The sequence below is a fragment of the Moraxella sp. ZY210820 genome, assembly GCF_030674635.1.
GTDB lineage: Bacteria > Pseudomonadota > Gammaproteobacteria > Pseudomonadales > Moraxellaceae > Acinetobacter.
In genome coordinates, this window is record NZ_CP089978.1 from 899,694 (window position 1) to 923,901 (window position 24,208).

Sequence of the window (24,208 nt, forward strand, 5' to 3'; positions counted from 1 at the left end):
ACGTCATACAATAATTGTATGAGGAAATGACGATGAAATATTTATATAATCAACAGTGCTTAAAAAGCGTTGCAAGTATGGCTGTTTTATGTTCGGCTTTAGTGAGTACATCTACACAAGCGGGTTATTTACAAAATTTTAATGAGCCTAATAGTGTTCAACTAGTGAATGCTTTACAGAATAAAAATTTACATATAGTACAACTTGGGGATTCGCATACTGCGGGCGATAGTTTAACTGAAGCAATGCGTACTAGTTTACAACAACAGTTAGGGAATGGTGGTATGGGTTGGGCAATGCCTATGTATTTTTCTGGGCAACGCATGGCACGTTTTGGTTATGATCATCATGCTTTTCAACCGATTTCAAGCCGTAATAACCATCAAGAAAATTATACTTTAGGTGGTTTGATTGCAAAACCATTGCAACAAGGTTCAACACTGACGTTAAAAGCAAAACGTGGTGATGAGGTTGAACAAAATATTCGTCTAAGTTTACGTCAAGCACAGGGGGATGGCAAATTTATTGCACGTGATGCGACAGGAAAAGTATTTAATATTGAAGCACCTAGCAAAAATAATACATGGCAACTAGTACAATTTAAGGCAAAATTACCTGTTACGATACAAGCTCAAAATGTAACTCAATCAGCGATTGGTGGTTGGTGGGCATTTAATGCAAAAAATACAGGAGCGACAGTCTCTGCTTTAGGCATTAATGGGGCGGAGTTATCACATTTAAATCGTTGGAATAACCAAGCATGGAAAAATGAATTGGCTCAGATTAATCCACAATTAGTAATTTTAGCTTATGGTACCAATGAAGCTTATAATAATGTATCGCCAGAAAAAGTACGCAGTGTATTAACTCAACGGATTCAACAAATTCGTAGTACAAGTCCGCAAACTGCCATTATGATTTTATCTGCACCTGAAGCTTTAAAAAGTATAAATGGACAATGTGGTGTACGTCCAACTCAATTAACTGCAATACAACAAGTGCAAAAGCAAGTTGCTCAAAGTCAAAATACGCTGTATTGGGATTGGCAACAAGCGATGGGGGGGCAATGTAGTATGAAGTCGTGGATTAATCAAGGTAAAGCCAGTAAAGATGGCGTACATTTCACTGTGAAAGGTTATACTCAACTTGGTCAAGATTTAGCACAAGATATTTTGGCATTAAATAGCTTAAAGCTAAATATGAGCGAACCACCAACCATGCAAAGTTGGGTAAATTCAAATATGCAACAAGCACAAGATGTGGCAATACTACCGACTAAGCATACTGATGGTACAGGACAAGATAGGCAACAACCTATAGGACAAACTCCTACCCCTATAGAGCTTCCACATTTTAATCCAAATGGTTTAGCACGTATTTGTACTGAAGATGAGCAAGGTCAGCAACAATGTCAAACTACGCCTGCTAAAAATATGTATTAATTTAGTTTATTCGTGTGGATAAGTACATTTATTTCTCAAGTCAAGGTGGATAATACTTGACTTTTGACTAAGATTTTGTGAAAATATTACATTAATTATTGGCTATTATTATTTCAATGTCTTAAAATAATAGCTCTCAAGTTCATCAAATTTCAAGGAGTCTAAGAGTGGCGAACTCTGCTCAAGCTAAAAAACGTGCACGTCAAAACGTAAAAGCACGTCGCCATAACGCAAGTTTGCGTTCTATGGTTCGTACATATATTAAAAGCACTGTAAATGCAATTGCAACTGGCGATTATGCTAAAGCAACTGAAGCATATAAGCGTGCAGTACCTGTAATCGACCGTATGGCTGATAAAGGTATTATCCACAAAAATAAAGCTGCTCGTCATAAGAGCCGTTTAAATGCTCAAATTAAAGCACTTCAAGCTTAATTTTTTGAGTATAAAATAGAACCCTAGCGTTTTATCTAGGGTTTTTTTGTGTCTATATATTATGATTGGAACATTACAAAGTTATGTCAAAACATATTTTGATTTTAATGACGTGCTCTGCTTGGCATAAAAATATGTATTATGCTTTAAGATTAGCACAGGCTTATAAAAATAAACAACATCAAGTATCAGTATTTTTTTATCAAGATGCAGTAAGTATTGCTAATCAACTGAATTGGCAGACTGATGACCAACTCAATTTACAACAGCAATGGCAAAATTTGGGTATCGATTTACCTGTATGTGTGAGTGCAAGTTTGACGCGTGGCATTAGTGATGATGAAAATGCTCAACGCCATCATTTAAATCAAGCTAATTTAGCACAAGGATTTCAATTAGTGGGGTTAGGCGTTTTGTCTGACTTAATCACACAAGCAGATAAAGTATTACAATTTTAAGTGGGGCAATATGAAAAAAATATTAGTGATTATTCAACAAGCCAATTTAACGCATTTAAATAGTTTAGAAAGCCTATCTGCTGTGATGGTATTAGCGACTTTTGGGCATCACGTACAGGTATTATTACAAGGAGCAGGGTTATCTTTATTGCAACATGATTTAGCTTTTATTGCTGAGCGAATGCCGTTTAAATTGGCATCAAATATGGTAGATAGTTTTGAATATTATGATTTATTGCCAATTTTAATTGAGCAACAAAATCAACATCATCATTTTGTGCTTGCTACACAACATGAATTACAATTTATTGAATATAATGCAGATTTTATCAAACAATATCAACATATTTTGACATTTTAATAGTTTGAATTGTCAAATCAAGCCTAAATAATTCAAGGAGATAGATTTATTTAGACTTTTGTCATGTACTTAGAAAAAATTGATATATTGTATTAAAAAAACTAAACCCAAGTTAAATTAACTTGGGTTTAGTTGTAAATTTGGCTCTCCCACCTGGGCTCGAACCAGGGACCTGCGGATTAACAGTCCGTCGCTCTACCGACTGAGCTATGGGAGAATATGCAGTATATTATAAAGAAATTTTTGCTAGTGTCAAGGATTTTTTTTAAAAAATTTGCTTTTTTTTTGAAAAAAACGTTTCTTTGTCTAACAAACGACCGAAAAATAAAATCGCTACAGCTATCATTACCATAGCGATTTTCTTTATACAATATATCGGCAATTAAACGTTATTTTCTTGCTCAATACTTGCAATCGCTTCATCAACACCTTCAATTGATTCAGCAGCTTTTTTGATACGGGCTAAGGCATCGACCAATACTTCATCAGCCGTTGCATAAGAAATACGCATAAATCCGCCTAAGCCAAATGCATCGCCTGGTACAACCGCTACACCTGTTTCTTCAAGTAACCATTCTGAAAACTCAGTACAAGATTTGAAACCTTTTGCACGAATCAACGGACGGATATTAGCATAGGCATAAAACGCACCATCAGCAGGTAAACATGAAATCCCTTTAATTGCATTTAAGCCATTTACCACCAAATCATGACGGCGTTTAAATGCTTCAACCATTGGTTTTAATACATCTTGTGGACCATTAAGGGCAACTTCTGAAGCCACTTGGCTAATTGATGTTGGGTTTGAAGTTGATTGCGATTGCACTTTTTTCATCGCATTGATGATTTTTGCAGGCCCAGCCGCATAACCAATACGCCAACCTGTCATAGCATAGGCTTTAGATACACCATTTAATACTAATGAACGGTCATATAAATCAGGAGCAACTGTTACAATATTGTAAAACTCTTCTTGCCAACGAATTGGTTCGTACATATCATCAGAAGCGATATAAACGTGTGGGTATTTACGCAAAACTTCAGCTAAAGCAAGCAATTCTTCTTTGCTATAAATCATACCTGTAGGGTTCGATGGACTATTTAATACCACTAATTTAGTTTTGGGTGTAATTGCTTGTTCTAATTGCTCTGGTGTGATTTTAAAGCGTTGGTCTTCACTGCATTTAACAATAACTGGCGTACCTTCCGCAATAATAACCATATCAGGATAACTTACCCAAAATGGTGCTGGAATAATGACCTCATCGCCTCTATTAATAAATGCTAAAGCAAGATTGAAAAATGATTGTTTACCACCACAAGAGACTAAAATTTGTTCAGGTGTGTATTCTAAATTATTATCACGTTTTAATTTTTCAATAATTGCTTTTTTAAGAGAAGGTGTACCATCAACCGCTGTATATTTGGTAAAACCGTCATTGATTGCTTTAATGGCGGCATCTTTAATGTGTTGTGGCGTATCAAAATCAGGTTCACCAGCCCCTAGACCAATGATATTTTTACCTGCTGCTTTAAGTTCGGCTGCTTTATTTGTAACTGCTAATGTTGGAGATGGTTTAATCGCATTAACACGATCAGAAAGACGTACTTCCACAGTGCTTTCCTTTTTTAAATTGAAGTCAATAATCACTAATTTATCACAAAATTAGCATGGCGAAATCATATAAATATTTATATGAGTAGTGTTCATTATTTCATCATATTACAATCGTAAAAATGAATGTTGAACATAGCTTATATCTTACCTTAAAAATGAGCTTTCGTGCGGATTTTTTTATAGAAATAGTATAATTTTTTAGCAATAGTTCTCATTTAAAACTATTATGTATTATGATGTGTTAAAATAAAAGAAATGATTGAATTAATTAAATGGTAATCTAATGACTAAACCTTCTAAAGCAAAAGTAAAGTTACCTTTTGCTATGCCAAATACTGAACAAACTGAGCAACAACAAGCTTATAATTTAACACGTCCTAAACCTGCTCAATATGCTGACCAATTATTTCCACCACCACGTGGCACACGCCGTTCAATGGGGAAACGTTAAATTATAGTTCTACTTTTAATGGAATAAATGATGAAAAAAATTCTTGGTTTAACATTACTGACATTGTTGTCATCAACGTGTACTCTAGCTGAGTCATCTGCTAAAGCACCTGACTTAACAGGTTGCCTGCAAATGGGGTATTCACCTGAAGGAGGTACACAGCTTTGTTTATTTGATAACCAAGAATTTGTGATTGCGGGGTTTGGGGCTGCTAAATATGGTACTTATCAAGTCGATAGCCAAAATCAACGTGTACAACTTTCATTTAAAAATCCACAAGAATTATATATTTATAGTACTTATGATCCAACTGTACAAGGTACAAAAATTCAATTTGATGGGTTCGCTGACCATTACTTAAGTGATGTATTTGTACAGTTTGATGAACAGGGTATTCAACCTGTTATTAGATTTAAAAATTCAAGATGTATAGCATATCCTTATATTCATACACTTAGACAACCGCTACAAAGCATCAATTTTTATCTCCAAGATGAGCGAAATAAAACCGATATTCGCCAATTTCATGTTGATTTGTCAGCAAAACAAAATAAATTGTATGTACTCTATATGGATAAGAAAGAACAATTAGAAGATATGTATTTTACTTATCAATTGAAAGGGAAAAAATATCAATTTTTTGAAACAGATTATACTGTGATTGATGGTGTACGTTATTTTGAAAAGAATGATATGCAGAGTTATCATTTAGAACCTTATGAAGATGATGATACGACATTTGATGACTTTCAAATAGTCAAACAATTGGTAACTCGTCCTATAGGAGAGCAGGATATTTATTTTGATTCAGTTTTTGAAACCTATAGACGTGAGCTAGATAAAAATGCTTATTATCTTGATACAGCAAGTCATACTTATCGTTTAACAGATGAGAAGAAATTGGATATGCTCAAACAGAGAATGACTACATCTTTGGGTTATTCAGAACAAGAATTTAATGAGTATATTGCCAATTTGTCTAAACAAGAATTGCAAGAGTTCAATAGCACCTTTGCTTTAGAAGAATCTTATCCACCCATTTTATGGAAATATCGCTATCATCAACCTAAAATAACGGTAATGACGCAATTTCCACAAATGATTAAACAGCGACCTGTATTTATGGAATCTTGCCAAGATGAGTGAGTGAAGAATCACTATTTATTTCTACACAAAAGGGTGAATAAGCATTCACCCTAAATAAAATCAATGATTTACAATTAATCTAAAGACTGTTCATAACCTTGATTATCGAGTAAATTATCAATTTCTGCTAAATTGTGTGGTTTAATTTTATAAATCCAACCACGACCATAGGGGTCTTCATTAATCGTTTCTGGGTCATCTTCAAGTGTGGTATTAACTTCAACCACCACACCTGTAATTGGTGCATGAATATCAGAAGCGGTTTTAACTGACTCAACACTACCTGAAACTTCGCCTGCGGTCATTTCACGTCCAACTTCAGGAGCTTCAACATAAACAATATCGCCTAAAGCATCTTGGGCATGGTCTGAAATACCTGTAATCACAAGTCCATCTTCAAGTTTAACCCATTCATGGGTTGGGGCATATTTAAGATGAGTTGGATGATTCATTATCTTATCCTAACAATAAATAAAATGGGTGTTATTATGGCTAAAAAAGTGCGTTTCATCAAGCCTTAAAGATTTGATAATGAAATTCACTGCCATCATCAAATATGATATCACATTGTAATTGGTGCATTTGGCAGTAGCGAGTTAAATCGACTTTACTATTTTTATCTGATGACTTGACGAGAAATTGTACATGATTTATATCATATTGTTTGATAGCTTTTTTGAGTAATAACAAGGGCATAGGGCAATGTTGTCCTATACTATTTACTTCGATAATATTCATCAATCATTATCCCCATAATAAAAATAGGCTTTCATTAGAAAACCTATTGTTCAGTTAAATACTGTATCTATTTAGCAGGCGTTGCTGCATCAATTGCTTGTTTAATCGCATCATCGATACTTTGAGCTTGGTCTGCTTTTTCAGTAATTGGAGCTGGTGTTGCTCGTGGTGTTTCTGATTGTGCAGGTGCTTTTACACGTTCAGTTTTACCCACAACAGTATCATCTTGAATATCTGTAGTTTTGTTTGCTTCAGGTGTTGGTTTTTTTTCAACTTGGGTTGTTTGTACAGGTTTGCGTGGTTCTGCAGGTGCTACTGGACGTGGTTTTTCAACTGAACGTACAGGAGCAACAGGCGTATCTGACGGACCTGGTGATGCTTGTAAATCTACAGCGTTGTTATTTGCATTGTTATCTGTTGCGTTTGCTGGATCAGTATTATCTATACCATTTGCATTATTATCGGTTGGTAATTTCACTTGTTGGTCTTTAGGAATCTGATTGACAACAGAAGATTTAGGCGTTTGTTGCTTTTCAGTTTCTTTCGGTTCTTCTTTTTTTACACAAGCGGTAAATAACAGTGATGTAGCAATGGCAGTACAAGCTAAAATTTTTACATTCATGGTTAAATCTTCACAATTTTAAAGATCATAAAACGATAGGTAAGTTGGGGTATTAATTTACAGATATTTTGACTATTGTGCAAGTGTAATTGTTATTTTTTATACGAAATTTACAAATTAAAATGATTTATATCATGTTTTTGATTAAAATAGGCAAATAAACTTGATTTTAATTTTAGCGAATAGAGTAAACAATGCAACACACAAATCTACCTGCCATTGAATTAAATGATGACGAATTATTTTTATATAGTCGTCAAATATTATTGGATGATTGGGATTTAGAAGCACAACAAAAATTAAAAAATAGTCAAGTTTTGATTATTGGTGCAGGTGGTTTGGGGTGTACTAGTGCTGAAATTTTAGCTCGTTCAGGTGTGGGGCATATGAGTATTATCGATTTTGATTGTATTGAAATCAGTAATTTACAACGTCAAATTGCGTTTCATCATCAGCATATTGGACAATCTAAAGCACTTACTTTAGCAAAACATTTACAAGAGATTAATCCACATATTGAAGTGGTTGGGTTAAATCAACGTTTTGATGCTAATATTGATTTAGCTTGGTTCTCTCAATTTGATGTGGTGCTTGATGGTTGCGATCGTTTTAAGACACGTTATGCGGTCAATACTTTGTGTAAACAAGCGAATATTCCATTAATCAGTGCTTCTGCAATTGGTTTACAAGGACAATTATTGATGCTTGAAGGTCAATCAGCGTGTTATCAATGTTTATTTCCCATCATAAATGAAGATGAAGAACAGGGCAGTTGTGCAACCAGTGGTGTATTAGCGAGTACACCAATTGTGATGGCAAGTTTACAAGCACATCATACATTATTGTATTTAGGTTTGGGACAAATGCCATTGCGAGAAAAAATTTTACTGTGGAATGGGCAAACTATGACACAAAAAATTGTGCGTTTTCAGCATGATGAAAATTGTGAAGTATGCAAAACATTTGGTAATTTAGTCAAAACATAGTATCATAAACGCTGATTTTTCTTAGGTATATGCTGATGAATAAAAAAATCGTATTTGATGGTTTACGTTCTTTAAAACGTATGGGAGAAACTGCTGTTGTATCTGCGAAGGCAGGCTTAAAATACGCTAAAGCCTATCAACAAAAACAGCCGATTTCAGCACAATTATTAAGAGAAACCTTTGAACAATTGGGGACGACTTATATTAAATTAGGTCAATTTATCGCCAGTACACCTTCATTATTTCCACGAGAATATGTGGAAGAGTTTCAAAAATGTTTAGATCAAGCACCTGCTTTGCCATTTAGTTATATTCGTCAAGTATTAATACAAGAATTTAAAGGTAAACCGCTTCATGATATTTTTGCATGGATTGATGAAAAACCACTGGCTTCGGCATCGATTGCTCAAGTACATGCTGCACGTTTAATTACGGGCGAAGATGTGGTTATTAAAGTACAAAAACCAAATGTAGATACGATTTTATATACTGATTTAAATGTGGTACATGGCGTAAGTTTGGTCATTGAAAAAATCATGCCTAAAATTAAATTTGCGTCATTTTCAGAGATTGCTGAAGAAATTAAAATTCGCATGGTTAAAGAAATCGACTTTTATGCTGAAGCAAAAAATTTAGATGATTTTAATGCTTATCTACAGCAAACAGGGAATACGGTTGCCATTGCACCAAAAGTTTATCATCAATATTCCACACAAAAAGTTTTGACTATGCAACGCTTATATGGTGTACCTTTAACTGATATGAGTGTGATTCAACAACGTGCGTATGACCCATCGCAAGTTTTAATCAATGTGATGAATACATGGTTTGGCAGTTTAAGTCATTGTGAGAGTTTTCATGCTGATTTACACGCTGGGAATGTATTGTTGCTTGATGATGGACGAATTGGTTTTATTGATTTTGGGATTGTTGGTCAATTAAAAGCAGAAGTGTGGTCGGCAAGTATGGCATTTATGGATGCTTTACAAATGATGGATTATCAGCAAATGGCGGAAAATATGCTTAAAATGGGTATGACCCATCAGCAGGTTGATGTTGCAAAATTAACTGATGATTTACAGCGTATTTTTAATATGGCGATGGAAACAGATCCAAGTCATATTTTACAAAGTAGTGCAAGTGATTTAAATGCGGTCATATTAGATTTAGTAGCGGTAGGTGAACGTCATGGTATCAAATTCCCACGAGATTTTGCGTTATTATTAAAACAAATGTTATATTTTGACCGTTTTATGCGAGTTTTAACGCCTTATACAGATATTTATGCCGACCAGCGTTTACAAATGTTGCAAGAACCAACAATGATCGATGTGCATAAAATTCAATAAGGTAATCAAATGGATAGTATTATTATTGAAGGTTTAGAAGTGCAAACAATCATAGGTTGTTTTGCTTGGGAACGAGAAATTTTACAACCGTTAATGATTGATTTAAATATTGAATGTGATTTAAGTCAAGCAAGTCAATCTGACCGTTTAGAACATACTTTAAATTATGCTGAAATTTGCCAGCTCACGAGTGTAACCATTCAACAAGCAAAGCCTGAATTGATTGAACACGCTGGTTTTTTAGTTATTAAATGTTTATTTGAACATTATGCAAGTGTTGAAAAAATTACCATCCATATTCGTAAACCTGCTATTATTGCTCAAGCTCAAGCTGTGGGCATACGTTTAGTCCGAGAACGTCATGATTTTTGCTATCGCTCTGTCGAGTAATTTTAATCGCTCCATGTATTTTAAATGGATTTATCAGCAATTACAACAATTTAGAAGCGTACAATTTTCATCGACTTATGTCATTCCATGTCGTGATGGGGTAGGGGCTGATTATTGGAATAGTGCGTGTTTAGTGCAATGTGATTTAAATTTGGAACAAATACAAGATTTGTGTAAGCAATGGGAACAGCAAGCCGAGCGTAAACGTCCATCGCACCAAATTTCTTTAGATGTTGATGTGATTGCATGGGGGCAAAGTTTGGCGGAAATGCGATTTATTCAAAAAAAATTACCTTTACCGCTCGATGTCAAAATTCCATTATCTGAATTATGGCAACATGATGAATTATTGAGCGAGAATATTCAATTTAATCGAGTGGATTGGGGTTAAATATCATCATGATGTGTCGAGCAAAAATAAATGAAAAATTAGTTTAAAAAATAACGAATACTATATCCATTTTAAATATGATGATATTTATTATTTTAATGATGATATAACCATTATATTAAAAATAATATAGTATTATTATTGAAAAATGATAGAAAAATGTATAGTATTTCACAATAATGTAAATTTTGTACAAATAATCAGAGGTCAAAGTGGGTACAACGAATCACTTTAAACAACGTTTAAAAACACAACAACAAATAGGCTTATGGGTAGGCTTAGCAAATAGTTATAGTGCAGAAATTGCAGCTGTGGCAGGTTATGATTGGTTATTAATCGATGGCGAACACGCACCAAATGGGGTACGCGATGTACTTTCTCAATTACAGACAATCGCAGGTTATGAAACACAAGCTATTGTACGTCCTGTAACGGGTAGCGTACATCGTATTAAACAGCTTTTGGATTTAGGGGCTCAAACTTTATTAATCCCAATGGTCGAAACAGCTGAACAAGCGGAATTAATGGTAAAAGCGGTGTATTATCCACCTAAAGGTATTCGTGGAGTAGGTGCACCAATGGCTCGTGCTTCACGTTGGAATACAATCCCAGACTATTTACATAAAGCCAATGAAAATATTTGCTTGTTGATTCAAATTGAATCAGTTGAAGGTGTGAAAAATCTTGATGAGATTTTAAAAATTGATGGCATTGATGGTGTATTTATTGGACCTGCCGATTTATCTGCGGATATGGGGCATTTAGGTAATCCAACTCACCCAGATGTGCAACAATCAATTGTGGAATGTATCCAAAAAATTCGTGCTTCAGGAAAGGCAGCAGGGATTTTATCGGCTGATGAAAACTTAGCAAAACAATATTTAGCAATGGGTACAGAATTTGTTGCTGTAGGTGTAGATACGAGTTTATTATTACAAGCGATGACACAACGCTTAGCAAAATTTAAATTAAAAGATGATGTAAATCAACAAAATCAATCATCAGTTTATTAAATGTTGAGTAAAAAATGATTATAAGTCGTTGATTTTTTAGGGGTGAATTTTTTTCGCCCTTATACTTATTAAATACAGTGATTAATCTTGCTGATTTTCCTGCTCTGCTTTTTCAATACCTTGTTCTATTTTTTGTTCAACAATTTCTGTATCATTTTCATGTTGTTCAGGTTGTTCATGTACAATTTCAAATAAACCATCAAACTGTAGCACCGTATAAACAGGAAAGTGGTCTGAACCGATATGGCTTAAACGTTGTATTTTCACTAAACCAAAATCGGCACTATGGAAAATATGGTCTAATGACCAACGTAAAAAGGGTAAATCAGCATGAAATGTATTGAGAAAACGGCGACCAATACGAGGGTCAAGTAAACCGCTCATGCGTTGGAATAATTGTGTGGTTTTTGACCATGCAACATCATTTAAATCGCCCATCACAATACAAGTTTCACTATGAGCTTGTATCTGTTTACCAACAATCAGCAATTCAGCATCTCTTAAAGTTGATTCTTTGGCTTCGGTTGGGCTTGGCGGTTGTGGGTGTAAACAGTATAAATGCACAGGTTTACCACACGCTAATTTTACAACAGCATGAATAGATGGAATTTCATCACTGAGTAAAAAATCAACTTGATGATGAATAATTTCTAATTTGCTATATAAATGCATACCATATAAATTATCTAATGGTACTTTAACTTGATATGGGTAATCAGCTTCAATGACAGATAATGCTTGTTGCCAATGTAAATCACTTTCTAAAGTTAAAACAATATCAGGTTGATATTGTTCAATATGTGCTAATAATTTATGATAATTTTGGTTAGGCGTTAAAACATTGGAGACCAATAACGAAATTTGTTTATCTGTATTCCACATGGATTGATGTACAGATTTAACTTGTTTTTTCCATAAAAATGTATAAGGAATGACCATTTTGACTTGATAGGCAATTGCAAAAATTAAACCGATGATTAAACTTATATGATAAATATGCCATTGCTTAATTGTAAATAAACAGATAATAAAACAAATAATACCCAAACTTAATAATTGCAAACGTGGAAAATCTGCCCCACGAAACCACCATTCATTACGGGGGATAAGCGACCAAAATGTTAGCCAAATTGTTAAAATAGAGAGAGTATATAATAAAAACATTGAATTAAATCTTTATTTTCTATGCTATTGATAATTAATAATTTTATTATATATAAAATTGAACTTTAGGTAAAGTATGATTTAGATATTTTCCCACCAGTGTGATGTAATGCTATCTAAATCAACAACTTGTCCCAACATTGGAGTAAGGGTAGCAATATTGAATTGTTGAGCGAGTGTGATGGATTGTTGTACAGGTTCATTCCATATATGAGTGCTGAGAGCATAAGCACCCCAATGCACAGGCATAAAACATTGTGCTTGAACATCTTGCACTGCTTGAATGGTTTGCTGTGGAAATAGATGATTATCATACCAATAATTATGATATTGTCCATTTTCGATTAAGGCTAAATCAAAACCCTGCCAATGTTGCCCAATTTGTTTAAAATGCCGTCCATCGCCATAGGAACTGTCGCCTGAATAATAGATTTTTTCATGTTGGGTTTCAAAGACATAACCACACCATAGCGTTTTATCTTTATCAAATAGCCCACGAGCAGTATTGTGTCGTGCAGGTGTGGCTGTAATTTTAAATGATGAAATATTAATATTTTGCCACCAATCTAGGCATTGAATACGTTGTGATGAAATTCCCCATTGTTGTAAGATTTTATCTAAACCTAAAGGGACAATAAATGAAGTTTGATGTTGAATAAAATGTTTAACTACGGCTTTATCTAAATGGTCATAATGGTTATGTGTGTATAAAATATAATCAATATGAGGTAATTCATCAAGTGTAATCGCAGGTGGTTGAAAGCGATACATCATCAAACCAAAAGGTGAAACAGTTTGAGCAAATACAGGGTCAATCAACAAAGTTTTATCAGCAATACGCAACATAAAACTAGAATGCCCGAACCAAATCAGTTTAATTTTGGCACTAGGGGCTAAAAAATCTTGCCAGTTGGGGCGTTGTTGTGGCAATGCTTTAGGTGGCATAAATTGTTGTTTATTAATAATCATTTGCCAAAAAGTTTTAATTAAACTGCCTTGTATGGGTTGTGTTGGAGGCGTGTTAAAAAAACGCTGAGTTTCTGCATGATAATGTTGCTGTAAATTTGAATTTGGCATCATAATTTAAATCATAGTAAATACATAATGACACTTATTGTAAACGCTTTTATGCTAAAATAATGTAATCAAATTTTATTTTTAGGTTGTATAATGAAAATTACTTCTGTTTTAATGGTTCTAGGGCTGGTTTTTAGCTTACAAGCCTGTGTAAGTGTGGTAACAGCTCCTGTAAAAGTTGCTTATGGTGTAACCAAAGGTGTGGTAAAAGGTACGGTTGCGGTGGCAGATGCCATGTATGAAACTGAAGATGAAAAGTTAGAAAAAGAGTATAAAGAAAAACGTAAAAAAGAATTGGCTGAAGAAAAGGAAGCTAAAAAACGTGCAAAAGAAGCAGAAAAAGAGATAAAAAAGGCAAAGAAAGAAACTAAGAAATTGGAACAAGCATCAGATGATTAATTTGTTGTAATCCTATGCGTAATGAGTTACTTCACGCTTATGTGATTCATTATCGAAAGTATCGTGAGCGAAGTTATATTGTACATACTTTTAGTGAAGAACATGGGCGAGTTGATGGTATTTTACGGCAAAATCCACCGCCACAGTATCAACCTATACAGCTTTTAGCAACAGGTAAACATGAATTAAAAAATTTTAGTCATGTTGAAAACTTTCATCAGCCAATTTTTTTGACTGGTGATGCATTTTTTTTAGGTTTTTATCTAAATGAAATTGTGCTAAAACTTGCACCCGTTGAACAGGAAATGCTATTAAGTTTTAGGCAATATCAACAAGCGGTGCAAGCCTTACAATATTTAGCTCATTTTGATGATGTTGTACAGCAAACTTTACAAATTTTACGTCAATTTGAACATTACTTATTGCAAGATTTAGGTTATTTGCCTGATTTTAGTTGTGATGCACAGCAACAGCAAATAGTAGCAAATTTATATTATGATTATCATTTAAATCAAGGTTTTAGTCTTTCTACTAAAGGGCAATATTTAGGGCAGGATATTATATTAATGCAACAGGAATGTGAGATATTTTCATCGGTCCAGCTTAAATTTTTAACAAAACTTTATCGGCAGATTTTAAATGCATTATTGGGCGATAAACCGTTAAAAAGTCGTCAGTTATGGATGCAACATAAAAAATAATGGAATGAGATTTATTTTAATTTGTTTTTAACCATTTTTCAAAAGTTTCTACATCTTGCAAAGCATATTGTGGGACAGGAGGAGTTGTTCCACTATTAATCGCTTTATCCATTTCTTCTATATCAAAGTTAAAAGGACGTTCGACTAATTTCGGTGTAGCAATGACTTTTCCATCGACTAACTTTATTTCAAGTGATGGATTTTCTTGAATATATTGTTGAAAAACGGTAGGTAATGTGGCTAATTCCAAAATCATTTTAACAGCTCCGATAGTAATGTATATTGTTGATTATAGCATAAAATATGATTATTTATCGATTTTAATCATTATCAATAAAAAGTTGAAGAGATTTTCTGCGTATGGATAAAATTTTTGTTATAATCCCATCAATCCATTATAGAGTATAAAATTATGGCGATTTTAGGTGTAAATATTGACCATGTTGCAACTTTACGTAAGGCTCGTGGTACGACTTATCCTGACCCTGTAGAAGCAGCATTGATTTGTGAACAAGCAGGAGCTGAAGGCATTACTTTACATTTGCGTGAAGACAGACGGCATATTGTTGATGAAGATGTATTCCGTATGCGTCCATTACTTAAAACACGTATGAATTTAGAAATGGCGGTTACCGATGAAATGTTGGCGATTGCTGAAAAAGTACGTCCACAACACGTTTGTTTAGTGCCTGAACGCCGTGAAGAAATAACGACCGAAGGTGGTTTAGATGTGGTTGGTCATTTTGAACAAGTGAAAAAAGCTACACAATTTTTAACTGAAATTAGCTGTCAAGTGTCGTTATTTATTGATGCAGATTACGCCCAAATTGATGCTGCGATTGCTTGCGGTGCACCTGTGATTGAAATTCATACGGGAGCATATGCTAATGCAACAGGTGAACAGCAACAGCATGAATTACAACGTATTATTGACGGTGCAAAATATGCTTATGATAAAGGTCTGATTGTTAATGCTGGGCATGGGTTACATTTAGACAATGTACAGGCAATTGCCCGTATTGATCAAATTCACGAATTAAATATAGGACATTCAATTATTGCTGATGCGGTTTTTGTCGGACTAGAAAATGCAGTAAAACGAATGAAAGCTAAAATTGATGAAGTGTAATTATGAACATAGTGAAGATACAAGATGAATGAACAACAAATGACAACAGAACAACTTTTAGCGACCGAAGAATTACCCGCTAATTTTGCCGATGCGACCGAAGCCAATGCGGTAAGTTTAGGTAAATTAGATGCGTTAATGTTACCGATTTATGAATTTTTAGGTTGTCGTACACCACAGGCTTGGTTAGATAAAGTGAATGAAAGCCCAGAAAATTTGAATATGTTAATTTTAGACCACGCCAATTGTGAAAAAAAAGCGGCGGGTACAGGCATGAATTTGATTTTCCGTTATAGCTTTTTTACCGATTTACAAGCAAAATTGGCTCAGCTTGTGCGTGAAGAAATGTTGCATTATGAACAAGTTTTAGCTTTAATGGAAAAACGTAATATTGAGCTAAAACCGCTCAGTGCAGGGCGATATGCAGGTGAATTACGCAAAGAAATTCGTACTTATGAACCTGAAGCATTAATTGATGTATTAATTATTGGAGCATTCGTGGAGGCTCGTTCGTGTGAGCGTTTTGCGGCATTGTCTCATATTGTTGATGAAGAATTAGGGCGTTATTATCGTTATTTACTCAAATCTGAAGCACGTCATTATGAAGATTATATCTCTTTAGCAACTGATGTCGCTCGTTCAAATCAACTAAAAGACCCAGAAGAAACTATTCAAAGTCGTATTGCCCATTTTAGAGAAGTGGAAAAAAATCTGATTTTAAGTCCAGATAAATTATTCCGTTTTCATAGTGGTGTACCTGTATAAATGAAAAACCATCTAAATCATTGAATTAGATGGTTTTTACAAATATTAGCTGTATAAATGAAAATTAATTAGTTTACAGCATTACAGGTTGTTTCGCCATTTGCACCATGCACACCTTTATATGAGAAATGTGCTTGATTACCTTTTTGATGCCATTCACCACCATAACCATATAACCCTTGTGTTGCTGTATAACGTTCACCTGAAGCTGATGGTACTTGGGTTAATGTTGCACTATAAGTTTGAGTATTTAACTGAATTTTGTCATCATTTAAATTTGTAACATGTACAGTTAAGCCATTTTGGCATTCAAATTTTTGTGTAACACTTGATGTTACTGGTTTTTGTGTAGTGTGCTGAGTTGCTTGATTATTAGGTTGAGTTACAGACTTTGATGTTGTACAACCAACCAAAGCAAGACTTGCAATTGTACCCGCAATTAAAAGTGATTTCATTATAGAACCCCTATCAAGATTGATAATATTTGATTTTATGCAAAAATATCGATGGATACAAGTCAATATTTTGTATGATATTGTAACTAAAATATATTGATTATCAATAATTAAGTAGAATATATGAATAACATTGTTCTCAACTTATAGTCAATGATTGATTTTTCGCAATGAAGAATTTGTAAATCGTCCGTATAAAATGAAATATTTTAAATAATATCAATATATTATGATTTATGTTGAAATGGAGTATCAATATTCATTAAATAAAAATATGGAATATCAATATCTTACACTTCAATATTTTTTGATATTAACAAATATTGATAATAAATTTAATCAATAAAAATACTTCATCGTTTAAGCATTATTAAAACTGTAGATGATGATTTTATGTTAAACTATGATAAATTGAGAGGATATTGTTATGACAACTTTAAAAAATGACCGTTTTTTGCGTGCTTTATTGCGTGAGCCTGTGGATACCACACCTGTATGGATGATGCGACAAGCAGGGCGTTACTTGCCAGAATATCGTGAGACTCGTGCGACAGCAGTCGATTTTTTATCCTTATGTAAAAATACAGAATTTGCCTGTGAAGTTACCTTACAGCCATTACGCCGTTATGATTTAGATGCAGCGATTTTATTTTCTGATATTTTAACTGTGCCTGATGCGATGGGCTTGGGGCTGTATTTTGAGACAGGAGAAGGTCCTCGTTTTCAAAAAACGGTGCGTAGTGAGCAAGATGTTGCCAATTTACCAAAAATTCAGCCGAATCAAGACCTTGATTATGTGATGAATGCGGTAAAAGCGATTCGTTCAGCATTGGGTGGACAAGTGCCATTGATTGGTTTTTCGGGCAGTCCGTGGACATTGGCAACATATATGATTGAAGGTGGTTCAAGTAAAGAATTTCGCTACAGTAAGCAAATGATGTATCGTGAACCAGAGGTTTTACACGCACTATTGACTCATTTAGCGGATGCTGTGACTGATTATCTCAATGCCCAAATTGATGCAGGGGCTCAAGCGGTGCAAATTTTTGATAGTTGGGGCGGAGCGTTGGCTCATCGAGAATATCAAGCATTTTCATTGGCTTATATGCAAAAAATAGTGGCAGGTTTACAGCGTGAAAAAGATGGTCGCCGTGTGCCTGTGATTGTATTTAGTAAAGGTGGTGGGCAGTGGTTAGAAAATATGCTGACTACAGGTGCAGATGCTTTTGGTTTGGACTGGACAACGCCACTTTATACAGCACGTAATATCGTGAATGGGCGAGCGTCATTACAAGGCAATTTAGACCCTGCGGTGTTGTATGGTTCAAAAGAAATGATTGAACAATCCGTCAAATTGATGATTGATGATGCCTATCAAAATGGTGAAAAAACAGGCTATGTAGCAAATTTAGGGCATGGTATTACGCAATGGGTTGAGCCAAGTCAGCCAAAAATTTTAGTCGATACTGTGCATGAATATAGTTTAAAATATTTGGGTTAAATAACTTTATTCTTAATTTACAGTAAATTATTGATTTTATTACGTAGGGACGGAAAATTTTCCGCCCGTACAAAATGAGATGATGTAAATAATATCAATATATTATGATGATAAGTTGAGAATGGAGTGTTAAATAGTCTTGATGGTGGTATAACTGACAAATTGAAAAATAAAAATTTGTTTGTTAAACTGCCAATATCAATTTATGGATAAGGAGCCAATCATGACAATAAAAAACTTTACATTTCAAATGTCAGAGCAAGATACACAACGTTTTTTGGCTGTTTGTGAACAGAAAAATGTTGAGCCTGAACAGGTTTTTCAAGAGTTTTTGCATCAATTTACACAATATTATCAAGAGCAGAATGATGAAACGTTGCGTGCAAAGAAACGAGCTCGTGCAGGGGGATTAGCCCAGTATGCAAATCCTGATTTAATTCCGCTTGAAGAAAAAGCCGTTGAAATGGCAATTAAGGAAAAATATGGTGTTCATTGATACAAATATTTTATTACGCTATATTCTAAAAGATAATTTAGAACTTGCGGAGCAGGCAAGTTGTATTATTTCTGAAAATAAGACGATTTGCCTAAATGCTGTAGTCTATGAAGCAATTCATGTGATGAAAAATGTGTATCATATTGAACGAACACACATTGCTGATGAGTTATATGGGTTATTTGAAGATGATATTATAGGTAGTGAAAACAAAAAAGTCATTTTAAAAACATTGACAATATTTAAAGAAACATCTTTAGATTTTATTGATTGTTTGTTGATAGCTGAATATATGATTCATGGTACAGCAGTTGCATCATTTGATAAAAAATTAAAGAATTATATTAAGCGATTAAGTATTTGTTAATATCATTGAGTATAAAAATGAAAATTTTACTTGCTTGTGGAGAGTTTTTATTAAAAGGCATTTCAACCGCATTATTTGGAATTTTATTATTATTAGCATTTGCAATTACAGCTCCGATGGGAAGTGAATTATATTATGGATTTTATCGGTATGATTATTTATTATTTTATGCGTTGATTATTCAAGGATTATTACTGTATTTTAAGTTGGAAACATGGGCGGAGGCAAAAGTCATTGCCTTATTTCATTTACTGGGTTTAATTATGGAGTTATTTTTAACGCACCCAGCAATCGCATCTTGGCATTATCCGCAACCATCGATTTTTAAAATTGAAACTGTACCTTTATTTGCAGGATTTATGTATTCTGCAGTAGGTAGTTTTTTTGCTCGTAGTTTAAGAGTATATCAAGTGGAATTTGAGCGTTTACCAAGTTTTGCTATTATGTTGATATTAGCAGTAGTTTCTTATTTAAACTTTATGACAAAATATTTTTTTGGGGATATACGTTATATTTTATTTGTAGTTTCAACGCTTTTATTTTGGCGAACAATGGCTTTATTCCGTTTAAAACATTATCAGTTTAAAGTACCGATGTTATTATTACTTTGGTTTTTAGCATTTATGATTTGGATTGCGGAAAATATGAGTACATTTTATAAAATTTGGTTGTATCCAAGTCAAATTGAAGCGTGGAAAATGGTAAGCTGGCAAAAAATGGGGTCGTGGTATTTATTATTATTGTTAAGTTTGGTGTTTGTGTTAAAAGTGTTGGGGCATCAGCAAAATGGTGTGTGGCGGTTGAAATAAATATTGATGATATGATTAAGATTTTTTATGGCTATGTTGAGAAATTTTATAGTTAAATTTACTGATGTAAACGATTATGATAAAGCAATGAAATCAATTGTATAGGTGATATGATGAAACGAAATCTTGGTCAAATTGATAAAATTGTTCGTATTATCTTAGGATTAGTGATACTCGCTTTGGTATTTACTCAAGTCATTGGTTGGTGGGGATTAATTGGTTTAATTCCATTGGTAACAGGTGTCATTAATTTTTGCCCGCTCTATCATTTGCTAGGTATTAACACTTGTAAGGTAAAATTAAAAGACTCTGAATAATGTCTATGACAAAAAATGGATAGATTAATTTCTATCCATTTTGATAATTAAGGCTATTATTTATCCGCTCATCAACAATTTTTCTTTTAACGCCAACATTTCATCACGCAAACGTCCTGCTTTTTCAAACTCTAAATTTTTAGATGCTTTAAACATTTCTTTCTCTAACTTATTAATATGTTTGGCTAATAGTTTTGGATTAGAGAGTAAATGTTGTTCATCTGCGGAAAGTTCAGGCGTACTTTTCACTTTTTTACTCGATAATTCATCAAGATAGGCAGTTTGAGCTTGTTGTAAATGTTCTTTTTCGGCTAAATCTTCACCTGTATCTAATTCTTGAATAGCTTGACGCATCGCACTGCGTGGCGTAATACCATGCAACTCATTAAATTCAATTTGTTTTTTACGCCGTCTTTCGGTTTCATCAATCGCTTTTTGCATAGAATTGGTAATAGTATCGGCATATAAAATCGCTTTACCTTTCACATGGCGTGCTGCTCGTCCAATGGTTTGAATCAATGAACGTTCTGAACGTAAAAAACCTTCTTTATCTGCATCAAAAATTGCCACAAGTGACACTTCAGGCATATCTAAACCTTCACGCAATAAATTGATACCGACTAAAACATCATGTACACCTGTGCGTAATTCATGAATGATTTTTACACGTTCAACCGTATCGATATCGGAGTGTAAATACGCCACTTTAATATGGTATTCTTTCAGATAACTGGTTAAATCTTCAGCCATTCTTTTGGTCAGTGTTGTAATTAGTACACGTTCATTTTGCTGTTTACGCAAGTGAATTTCAGATAAAATATCATCAACTTGGGTCAAAACTGGACGAATTTCAATTTCTGGGTCTATCAATCCTGTAGGACGAACGACTTGTTCTACAATTTGCTCACTTAATTCCAATTCATATTGGGCAGGGGTTGCACTCACAAAAATGGTTGTTGGAATGATACGCTCCCATTCTTCAAATTTCATTGGGCGATTATCTAAGGCACTTGGTAAGCGAAAACCATAATTGACCAAATTTTCTTTACGGCTACGGTCGCCTTTATACATTGCACCAATTTGCGGTACAGTAACGTGGCTTTCATCAATCAATAATAGGGCATCTGGTGGTAAATAATCAAATAATGTGGGCGGTGCTTCGCCGACATTTCGTCCTGATAAATGCCGTGAATAATTTTCAATGCCATTACAATAACCGAGCTGTTGCATCATTTCAATATCATATTGTGTGCGTTGTTCGATGCGTTGTGCTTCGAGTAATTTATCATTGGCTCGGAAAAATTCTAAGCGTTCTTTGAGTTCGATTTTGATATTGTCAATCGCACGTTGCAAATGGTCTTTTGGTGTAACATAGTGGCTTTTTGGATAAATGGTTGCTCGGGGTACTTTGCGTAACATCTTTCCTGTTAATGGGTCAAACCAACGAATACTATCAATTTCATCATCAAATAATTCAACACGTAGAGCTTCATTGTCTGATTCAGCAGGGAAAATATCAATAATTTCACCACGCAAACGATAACAGCCACGACTAAACTCAACATCATTGCGTTGATATTGCAATTCCACCAAGCGTTTAATGATACCATCTCGATGAATACGGTCGCCTTGCACGAGATGGAGCAACATTTGCATATAGGCATTTGGGTCGCCTAAACCATAAATCGCAGAGACTGATGCAATAATAATCGCATCTCTCCGTTCTAATAACGAACGTGTAGCGGAAAGTCGCATTTGGTCGATATGGTCGTTAATAGCGGCATCTTTTTCAATAAAGGTATCTGATGATGGCACATAGGCTTCAGGTTGATAATAATCATAGTAGCTGACGAAATATTCAACAGCATTATGCGGAAAAAATTGTTTAAACTCGCCATACAATTGTGCTGCAAGCGTTTTATTGTGTGCCATGATAATGGTTGGACGTTGTAATTGGGCAATTACATTTGCCATTGTGTAGGTTTTACCAGAACCTGTAACGCCTAGTAATAATTGATTTTTATAGTTATTTTGAATACCTTGTACCAATTTTTCAATGGCTTGTGGCTGATCGCCTGCAGGTTGATACTCGGTAACAAGTTGAAATGGAATCGCTTCAGACATGGTATTTGCTTCATCAATCTAAGTTTTGTTATTATAATCAGAAATGATGTGGAATGGTAGCATAACACATTGTGGATAGGATTTTTTTAGCTTAGAGTTTGCTGATGAAATATTTTTTCTGTTATGTGATTAATTTTATTCGTTTTCTTATTTTTGAATAAATATGATACAGGATTATTAGCAGATGGATATAGAGTTAATGAAAATTCACAAGTCGTTGCCTTATTTTTATTGTTTATCTTAACAATGTTGAATGTTATTTCATTATTTATGATGAAAAAATATAAAAGATTTAATGTCTTATGCTTGATTTTATCAATCGTATATATGATTTATTGGTATATAGTGTAATTACTTAAAAATCAAAATAGTAAAGTTTAAATGCAACTAACATTCAATACTTTTCTTAAATATTTAATCTATACTCTGAGTGAGGAAATAGTAAATTTGCCCGAACGCAAGACAAGAGCTATGCACGGCAAATGAGTTAGCAAAAAATAGAGTGGTTGTGCTATAATGGTACAACTGCTTTTTTATTATGGGGGATAAAATGATTGAATTAGCGACTTTACCACCAATTATCCAACAGTATATTCAAGAAAATGGCGTAGTAGAATTAAGATTAGTTGATGGCGAAGTGATTGCCACGCCTAAACTTAACGATACAACAGACGATGACTATTATGAGCATTTCTATCGTCATTTTGATATTGAGTATATCAAACAAGCAATTGGCGAAACTGATGAACATGGGCGTGCTAAACATACCATTCGCATACCTGAAGGGGTGGCACAAGACAAAGAAGCATTTAGAGAATGGGTAAAAGCTAATAATGCGAGTTGATTTATCACCACAGTTTTTACGACAGCTAGATAAGATGGATATACAAAGTCAAGACATTATCGCTGATTTTGTGAACCATGTTGAAAAGTATGGTTTAAATGGCTTAAAGGGGCGTAATAAATCATCTGCTCTAGTCAATCCACATACAAAACGAGAAAGAGCTAACTTTGCCTATGCCCAAAAATATTGTCTATGGCATTATCATATAGGTATTCCTTGTTATGTAGGTAGTGATGGCGATATGACAAGTGAATATATTCTGCATTATCAAAGATTTGATGATGAAATTGTGCTTATTGCATTATTGCCACACCCACCTTTTAATTTGCCTAATGAACAAACACTACAGTAAGATAGTATGTATAATTATAGATTAAGCCGTGAACAGATGGAAAAATGACTGATAAGTTTGTACAGCCTATAGAGTTATATAACCCACTAATTTACCTAACAATTTAATGAAATCTGCACCAGACTAAAAAATACTCTGGTGCATTTTTATTGTTAAATATACTCAAATAATACAAATAAAAAAGACCTATAAACTTTAAAATAGCTTATAAGTCTTTGATTTATTTGGTAGGCATATCCAGATTTGAACTGGAGACCTCTACGATGTCAACGTAGCGCTCTAACCAACTGAGCTATACGCCTGTATGTG

Annotated in this window: 31 protein-coding genes and 2 tRNA genes; 22 read left to right on the forward strand and 11 right to left on the reverse strand. The window is 34.1% G+C overall.

The window, feature by feature from the left end; all coding sequences use genetic code 11:
* Positions 1-32: 32 nt before the first annotated feature.
* The 4 genes from LU301_RS04555 (at position 33) to LU301_RS04570 (ending at position 2,695) form a co-directional block, all read left to right on the forward strand.
* On the forward strand, positions 33-1,442 hold the full coding sequence (locus LU301_RS04555; protein WP_305273119.1) for a GDSL-type esterase/lipase family protein: 1,410 nt from the start codon (positions 33-35) through the stop codon (positions 1,440-1,442).
* A gap of 167 nt (positions 1,443-1,609) precedes the next feature.
* Positions 1,610-1,876 carry a 30S ribosomal protein S20 gene (gene rpsT, locus LU301_RS04560; protein ID WP_305273120.1) on the forward strand — a complete coding sequence of 89 codons (267 nt, stop codon included), beginning with the start codon at positions 1,610-1,612 and terminating at the stop codon, positions 1,874-1,876.
* 83 nt (positions 1,877-1,959) lie between these two features.
* Positions 1,960-2,334, forward strand: coding sequence for a sulfurtransferase complex subunit TusD (gene tusD, locus LU301_RS04565; RefSeq protein ID WP_305273122.1), 375 nt, complete (start codon positions 1,960-1,962; stop codon positions 2,332-2,334).
* Positions 2,335-2,344: 10 nt separating this feature from the next.
* Positions 2,345-2,695 carry a hypothetical protein gene (locus LU301_RS04570; RefSeq protein WP_305273123.1) on the forward strand — a complete coding sequence of 117 codons (351 nt, stop codon included), beginning with the start codon at positions 2,345-2,347 and terminating at the stop codon, positions 2,693-2,695.
* A 141-nt stretch (positions 2,696-2,836) separates the two neighbouring features.
* Here LU301_RS04570 and LU301_RS04575 read toward each other — a convergent pair.
* Positions 2,837-2,912: transfer RNA gene (locus LU301_RS04575), tRNA-Asn, on the reverse strand.
* Between the two features lie 165 nt (positions 2,913-3,077).
* A complete protein-coding gene (locus LU301_RS04580) occupies positions 3,078-4,310 on the reverse strand; it encodes a pyridoxal phosphate-dependent aminotransferase (protein ID WP_305273125.1) in 1,233 nt (410 codons plus the stop codon).
* Positions 4,311-4,596: 286 nt separating this feature from the next.
* Between LU301_RS04580 and LU301_RS04585 the strand changes: the two genes are divergently transcribed.
* Together LU301_RS04585 and LU301_RS04590 are read left to right on the forward strand one after the other, a co-directional pair.
* A complete protein-coding gene (locus LU301_RS04585; protein ID WP_370692225.1) occupies positions 4,597-4,764 on the forward strand; it encodes a hypothetical protein in 168 nt (55 codons plus the stop codon).
* Between the two features lie 30 nt (positions 4,765-4,794).
* Positions 4,795-5,910, forward strand: coding sequence for a hypothetical protein (locus tag LU301_RS04590; RefSeq protein WP_305273128.1), 1,116 nt, complete (start codon positions 4,795-4,797; stop codon positions 5,908-5,910).
* A gap of 74 nt (positions 5,911-5,984) precedes the next feature.
* On the opposite strand, the gene gcvH is transcribed toward LU301_RS04590, so the two are convergent.
* The 3 genes from gcvH to LU301_RS04605 all read right to left on the reverse strand — a co-directional run bounded on the left by gcvH (position 5,985) and on the right by LU301_RS04605 (position 7,270).
* Complete coding sequence (gene gcvH / locus LU301_RS04595) at positions 5,985-6,362, reverse strand: glycine cleavage system protein GcvH (protein ID WP_305273130.1); 378 nt, start codon at positions 6,360-6,362, stop codon at positions 5,985-5,987.
* 58 nt (positions 6,363-6,420) lie between these two features.
* Positions 6,421-6,648, reverse strand: coding sequence for a sulfurtransferase TusA family protein (locus tag LU301_RS04600; protein WP_305273133.1), 228 nt, complete (start codon positions 6,646-6,648; stop codon positions 6,421-6,423).
* A 67-nt stretch (positions 6,649-6,715) separates the two neighbouring features.
* On the reverse strand, positions 6,716-7,270 hold the full coding sequence (locus tag LU301_RS04605; RefSeq protein WP_305273135.1) for a hypothetical protein: 555 nt from the start codon (positions 7,268-7,270) through the stop codon (positions 6,716-6,718).
* A gap of 194 nt (positions 7,271-7,464) precedes the next feature.
* Between LU301_RS04605 and LU301_RS04610 the strand changes: the two genes are divergently transcribed.
* The 5 genes from LU301_RS04610 (at position 7,465) to hpaI (ending at position 11,399) form a co-directional block, all read left to right on the forward strand.
* Positions 7,465-8,256, forward strand: coding sequence for a HesA/MoeB/ThiF family protein (locus LU301_RS04610; protein WP_305273136.1), 792 nt, complete (start codon positions 7,465-7,467; stop codon positions 8,254-8,256).
* Positions 8,257-8,291: 35 nt separating this feature from the next.
* The gene (locus LU301_RS04615) at positions 8,292-9,605 is read left to right on the forward strand and encodes an ABC1 kinase family protein (RefSeq protein WP_305273137.1); all 1,314 of its coding nucleotides are present in this window, start codon (positions 8,292-8,294) and stop codon (positions 9,603-9,605) included.
* 9 nt (positions 9,606-9,614) lie between these two features.
* The gene (gene folB / locus LU301_RS04620) at positions 9,615-9,995 is read left to right on the forward strand and encodes a dihydroneopterin aldolase (protein ID WP_305273139.1); all 381 of its coding nucleotides are present in this window, start codon (positions 9,615-9,617) and stop codon (positions 9,993-9,995) included.
* Positions 9,967-10,386 (forward strand): 2-amino-4-hydroxy-6-hydroxymethyldihydropteridine diphosphokinase, encoded by a 420-nt coding sequence (locus LU301_RS04625; RefSeq protein ID WP_305273142.1) that lies wholly within the window; start codon positions 9,967-9,969, stop codon positions 10,384-10,386. Before folB ends, LU301_RS04625 begins: the two co-directional genes overlap by 29 nt.
* A 212-nt stretch (positions 10,387-10,598) precedes the next feature.
* A complete protein-coding gene (gene hpaI / locus LU301_RS04630; RefSeq protein WP_305273144.1) occupies positions 10,599-11,399 on the forward strand; it encodes a 4-hydroxy-2-oxoheptanedioate aldolase in 801 nt (266 codons plus the stop codon).
* Positions 11,400-11,480: 81 nt separating this feature from the next.
* Here hpaI and LU301_RS04635 read toward each other — a convergent pair whose 3' ends face one another.
* Positions 11,481-12,563, reverse strand: a complete 1,083-nt coding sequence (locus LU301_RS04635) for an endonuclease/exonuclease/phosphatase family protein (protein ID WP_305273147.1) — start codon at positions 12,561-12,563, stop codon at positions 11,481-11,483.
* 81 nt (positions 12,564-12,644) lie between these two features.
* Positions 12,645-13,643: an MBL fold metallo-hydrolase gene (locus LU301_RS04640; protein ID WP_305273150.1), complete on the reverse strand. Its 999-nt coding sequence runs from the start codon at positions 13,641-13,643 to the stop codon at positions 12,645-12,647.
* A 90-nt stretch (positions 13,644-13,733) separates the two neighbouring features.
* On the opposite strand from LU301_RS04640, the gene LU301_RS12060 reads away from it, so the two are divergent.
* Both LU301_RS12060 and recO read left to right on the forward strand, forming a co-directional pair.
* Positions 13,734-14,039 (forward strand): NF038104 family lipoprotein, encoded by a 306-nt coding sequence (locus tag LU301_RS12060; protein WP_370692226.1) that lies wholly within the window; start codon positions 13,734-13,736, stop codon positions 14,037-14,039.
* Between the two features lie 14 nt (positions 14,040-14,053).
* Positions 14,054-14,740, forward strand: coding sequence for a DNA repair protein RecO (gene recO / locus LU301_RS04650; RefSeq protein WP_305273153.1), 687 nt, complete (start codon positions 14,054-14,056; stop codon positions 14,738-14,740).
* Between the two features lie 16 nt (positions 14,741-14,756).
* On the opposite strand, the gene LU301_RS04655 is transcribed toward recO, so the two are convergent.
* Entirely contained in the window at positions 14,757-14,996 is a 240-nt protein-coding gene (locus tag LU301_RS04655) for a type 2 periplasmic-binding domain-containing protein (RefSeq protein ID WP_305273156.1), read from the reverse strand.
* A 153-nt stretch (positions 14,997-15,149) separates the two neighbouring features.
* On the opposite strand from LU301_RS04655, the gene pdxJ reads away from it, so the two are divergent.
* Positions 15,150-15,869 (forward strand): pyridoxine 5'-phosphate synthase, encoded by a 720-nt coding sequence (pdxJ, locus tag LU301_RS04660; protein WP_305273962.1) that lies wholly within the window; start codon positions 15,150-15,152, stop codon positions 15,867-15,869.
* Positions 15,870-16,007: 138 nt separating this feature from the next.
* Positions 16,008-16,634: a MiaE family protein gene (locus tag LU301_RS04665; protein ID WP_305273964.1), complete on the forward strand. Its 627-nt coding sequence runs from the start codon at positions 16,008-16,010 to the stop codon at positions 16,632-16,634.
* Positions 16,635-16,702: 68 nt separating this feature from the next.
* On the opposite strand, the gene LU301_RS04670 is transcribed toward LU301_RS04665, so the two are convergent.
* Positions 16,703-17,089 carry an MliC family protein gene (locus LU301_RS04670; RefSeq protein WP_305273158.1) on the reverse strand — a complete coding sequence of 129 codons (387 nt, stop codon included), beginning with the start codon at positions 17,087-17,089 and terminating at the stop codon, positions 16,703-16,705.
* A 427-nt stretch (positions 17,090-17,516) separates the two neighbouring features.
* On the opposite strand from LU301_RS04670, the gene hemE reads away from it, so the two are divergent.
* The 5 genes from hemE to LU301_RS04695 all read left to right on the forward strand — a co-directional run bounded on the left by hemE (position 17,517) and on the right by LU301_RS04695 (position 20,579).
* Positions 17,517-18,590 (forward strand): uroporphyrinogen decarboxylase, encoded by a 1,074-nt coding sequence (gene hemE, locus LU301_RS04675; protein ID WP_305273161.1) that lies wholly within the window; start codon positions 17,517-17,519, stop codon positions 18,588-18,590.
* 223 nt (positions 18,591-18,813) lie between these two features.
* A complete protein-coding gene (locus LU301_RS04680; RefSeq protein ID WP_305273164.1) occupies positions 18,814-19,086 on the forward strand; it encodes a hypothetical protein in 273 nt (90 codons plus the stop codon).
* Complete coding sequence (locus tag LU301_RS04685; RefSeq protein WP_305273165.1) at positions 19,076-19,453, forward strand: type II toxin-antitoxin system VapC family toxin; 378 nt, start codon at positions 19,076-19,078, stop codon at positions 19,451-19,453. Before LU301_RS04680 ends, LU301_RS04685 begins: the two co-directional genes overlap by 11 nt.
* A 17-nt stretch (positions 19,454-19,470) precedes the next feature.
* Complete coding sequence (locus tag LU301_RS04690) at positions 19,471-20,262, forward strand: DUF817 family protein (RefSeq protein ID WP_305273167.1); 792 nt, start codon at positions 19,471-19,473, stop codon at positions 20,260-20,262.
* A 113-nt stretch (positions 20,263-20,375) separates the two neighbouring features.
* On the forward strand, positions 20,376-20,579 hold the full coding sequence (locus tag LU301_RS04695; protein WP_305273171.1) for a YgaP family membrane protein: 204 nt from the start codon (positions 20,376-20,378) through the stop codon (positions 20,577-20,579).
* Positions 20,580-20,639: 60 nt separating this feature from the next.
* Here LU301_RS04695 and uvrB read toward each other — a convergent pair whose 3' ends face one another.
* A complete protein-coding gene (uvrB, locus tag LU301_RS04700) occupies positions 20,640-22,703 on the reverse strand; it encodes an excinuclease ABC subunit UvrB (RefSeq protein WP_305273175.1) in 2,064 nt (687 codons plus the stop codon).
* A 550-nt stretch (positions 22,704-23,253) separates the two neighbouring features.
* Between uvrB and LU301_RS04705 the strand changes: the two genes are divergently transcribed.
* Positions 23,254-23,547 (forward strand): hypothetical protein, encoded by a 294-nt coding sequence (locus tag LU301_RS04705; RefSeq protein ID WP_305273181.1) that lies wholly within the window; start codon positions 23,254-23,256, stop codon positions 23,545-23,547.
* Positions 23,537-23,899 (forward strand): hypothetical protein, encoded by a 363-nt coding sequence (locus LU301_RS04710; RefSeq protein WP_305273184.1) that lies wholly within the window; start codon positions 23,537-23,539, stop codon positions 23,897-23,899. The genes LU301_RS04705 and LU301_RS04710 overlap by 11 nt, the downstream gene beginning before the upstream one ends.
* Before the next feature lie 225 nt (positions 23,900-24,124).
* Here LU301_RS04710 and LU301_RS04715 read toward each other — a convergent pair.
* Positions 24,125-24,201 (reverse strand) — tRNA-Val (locus LU301_RS04715).
* Positions 24,202-24,208 lie beyond the last annotated feature (7 nt).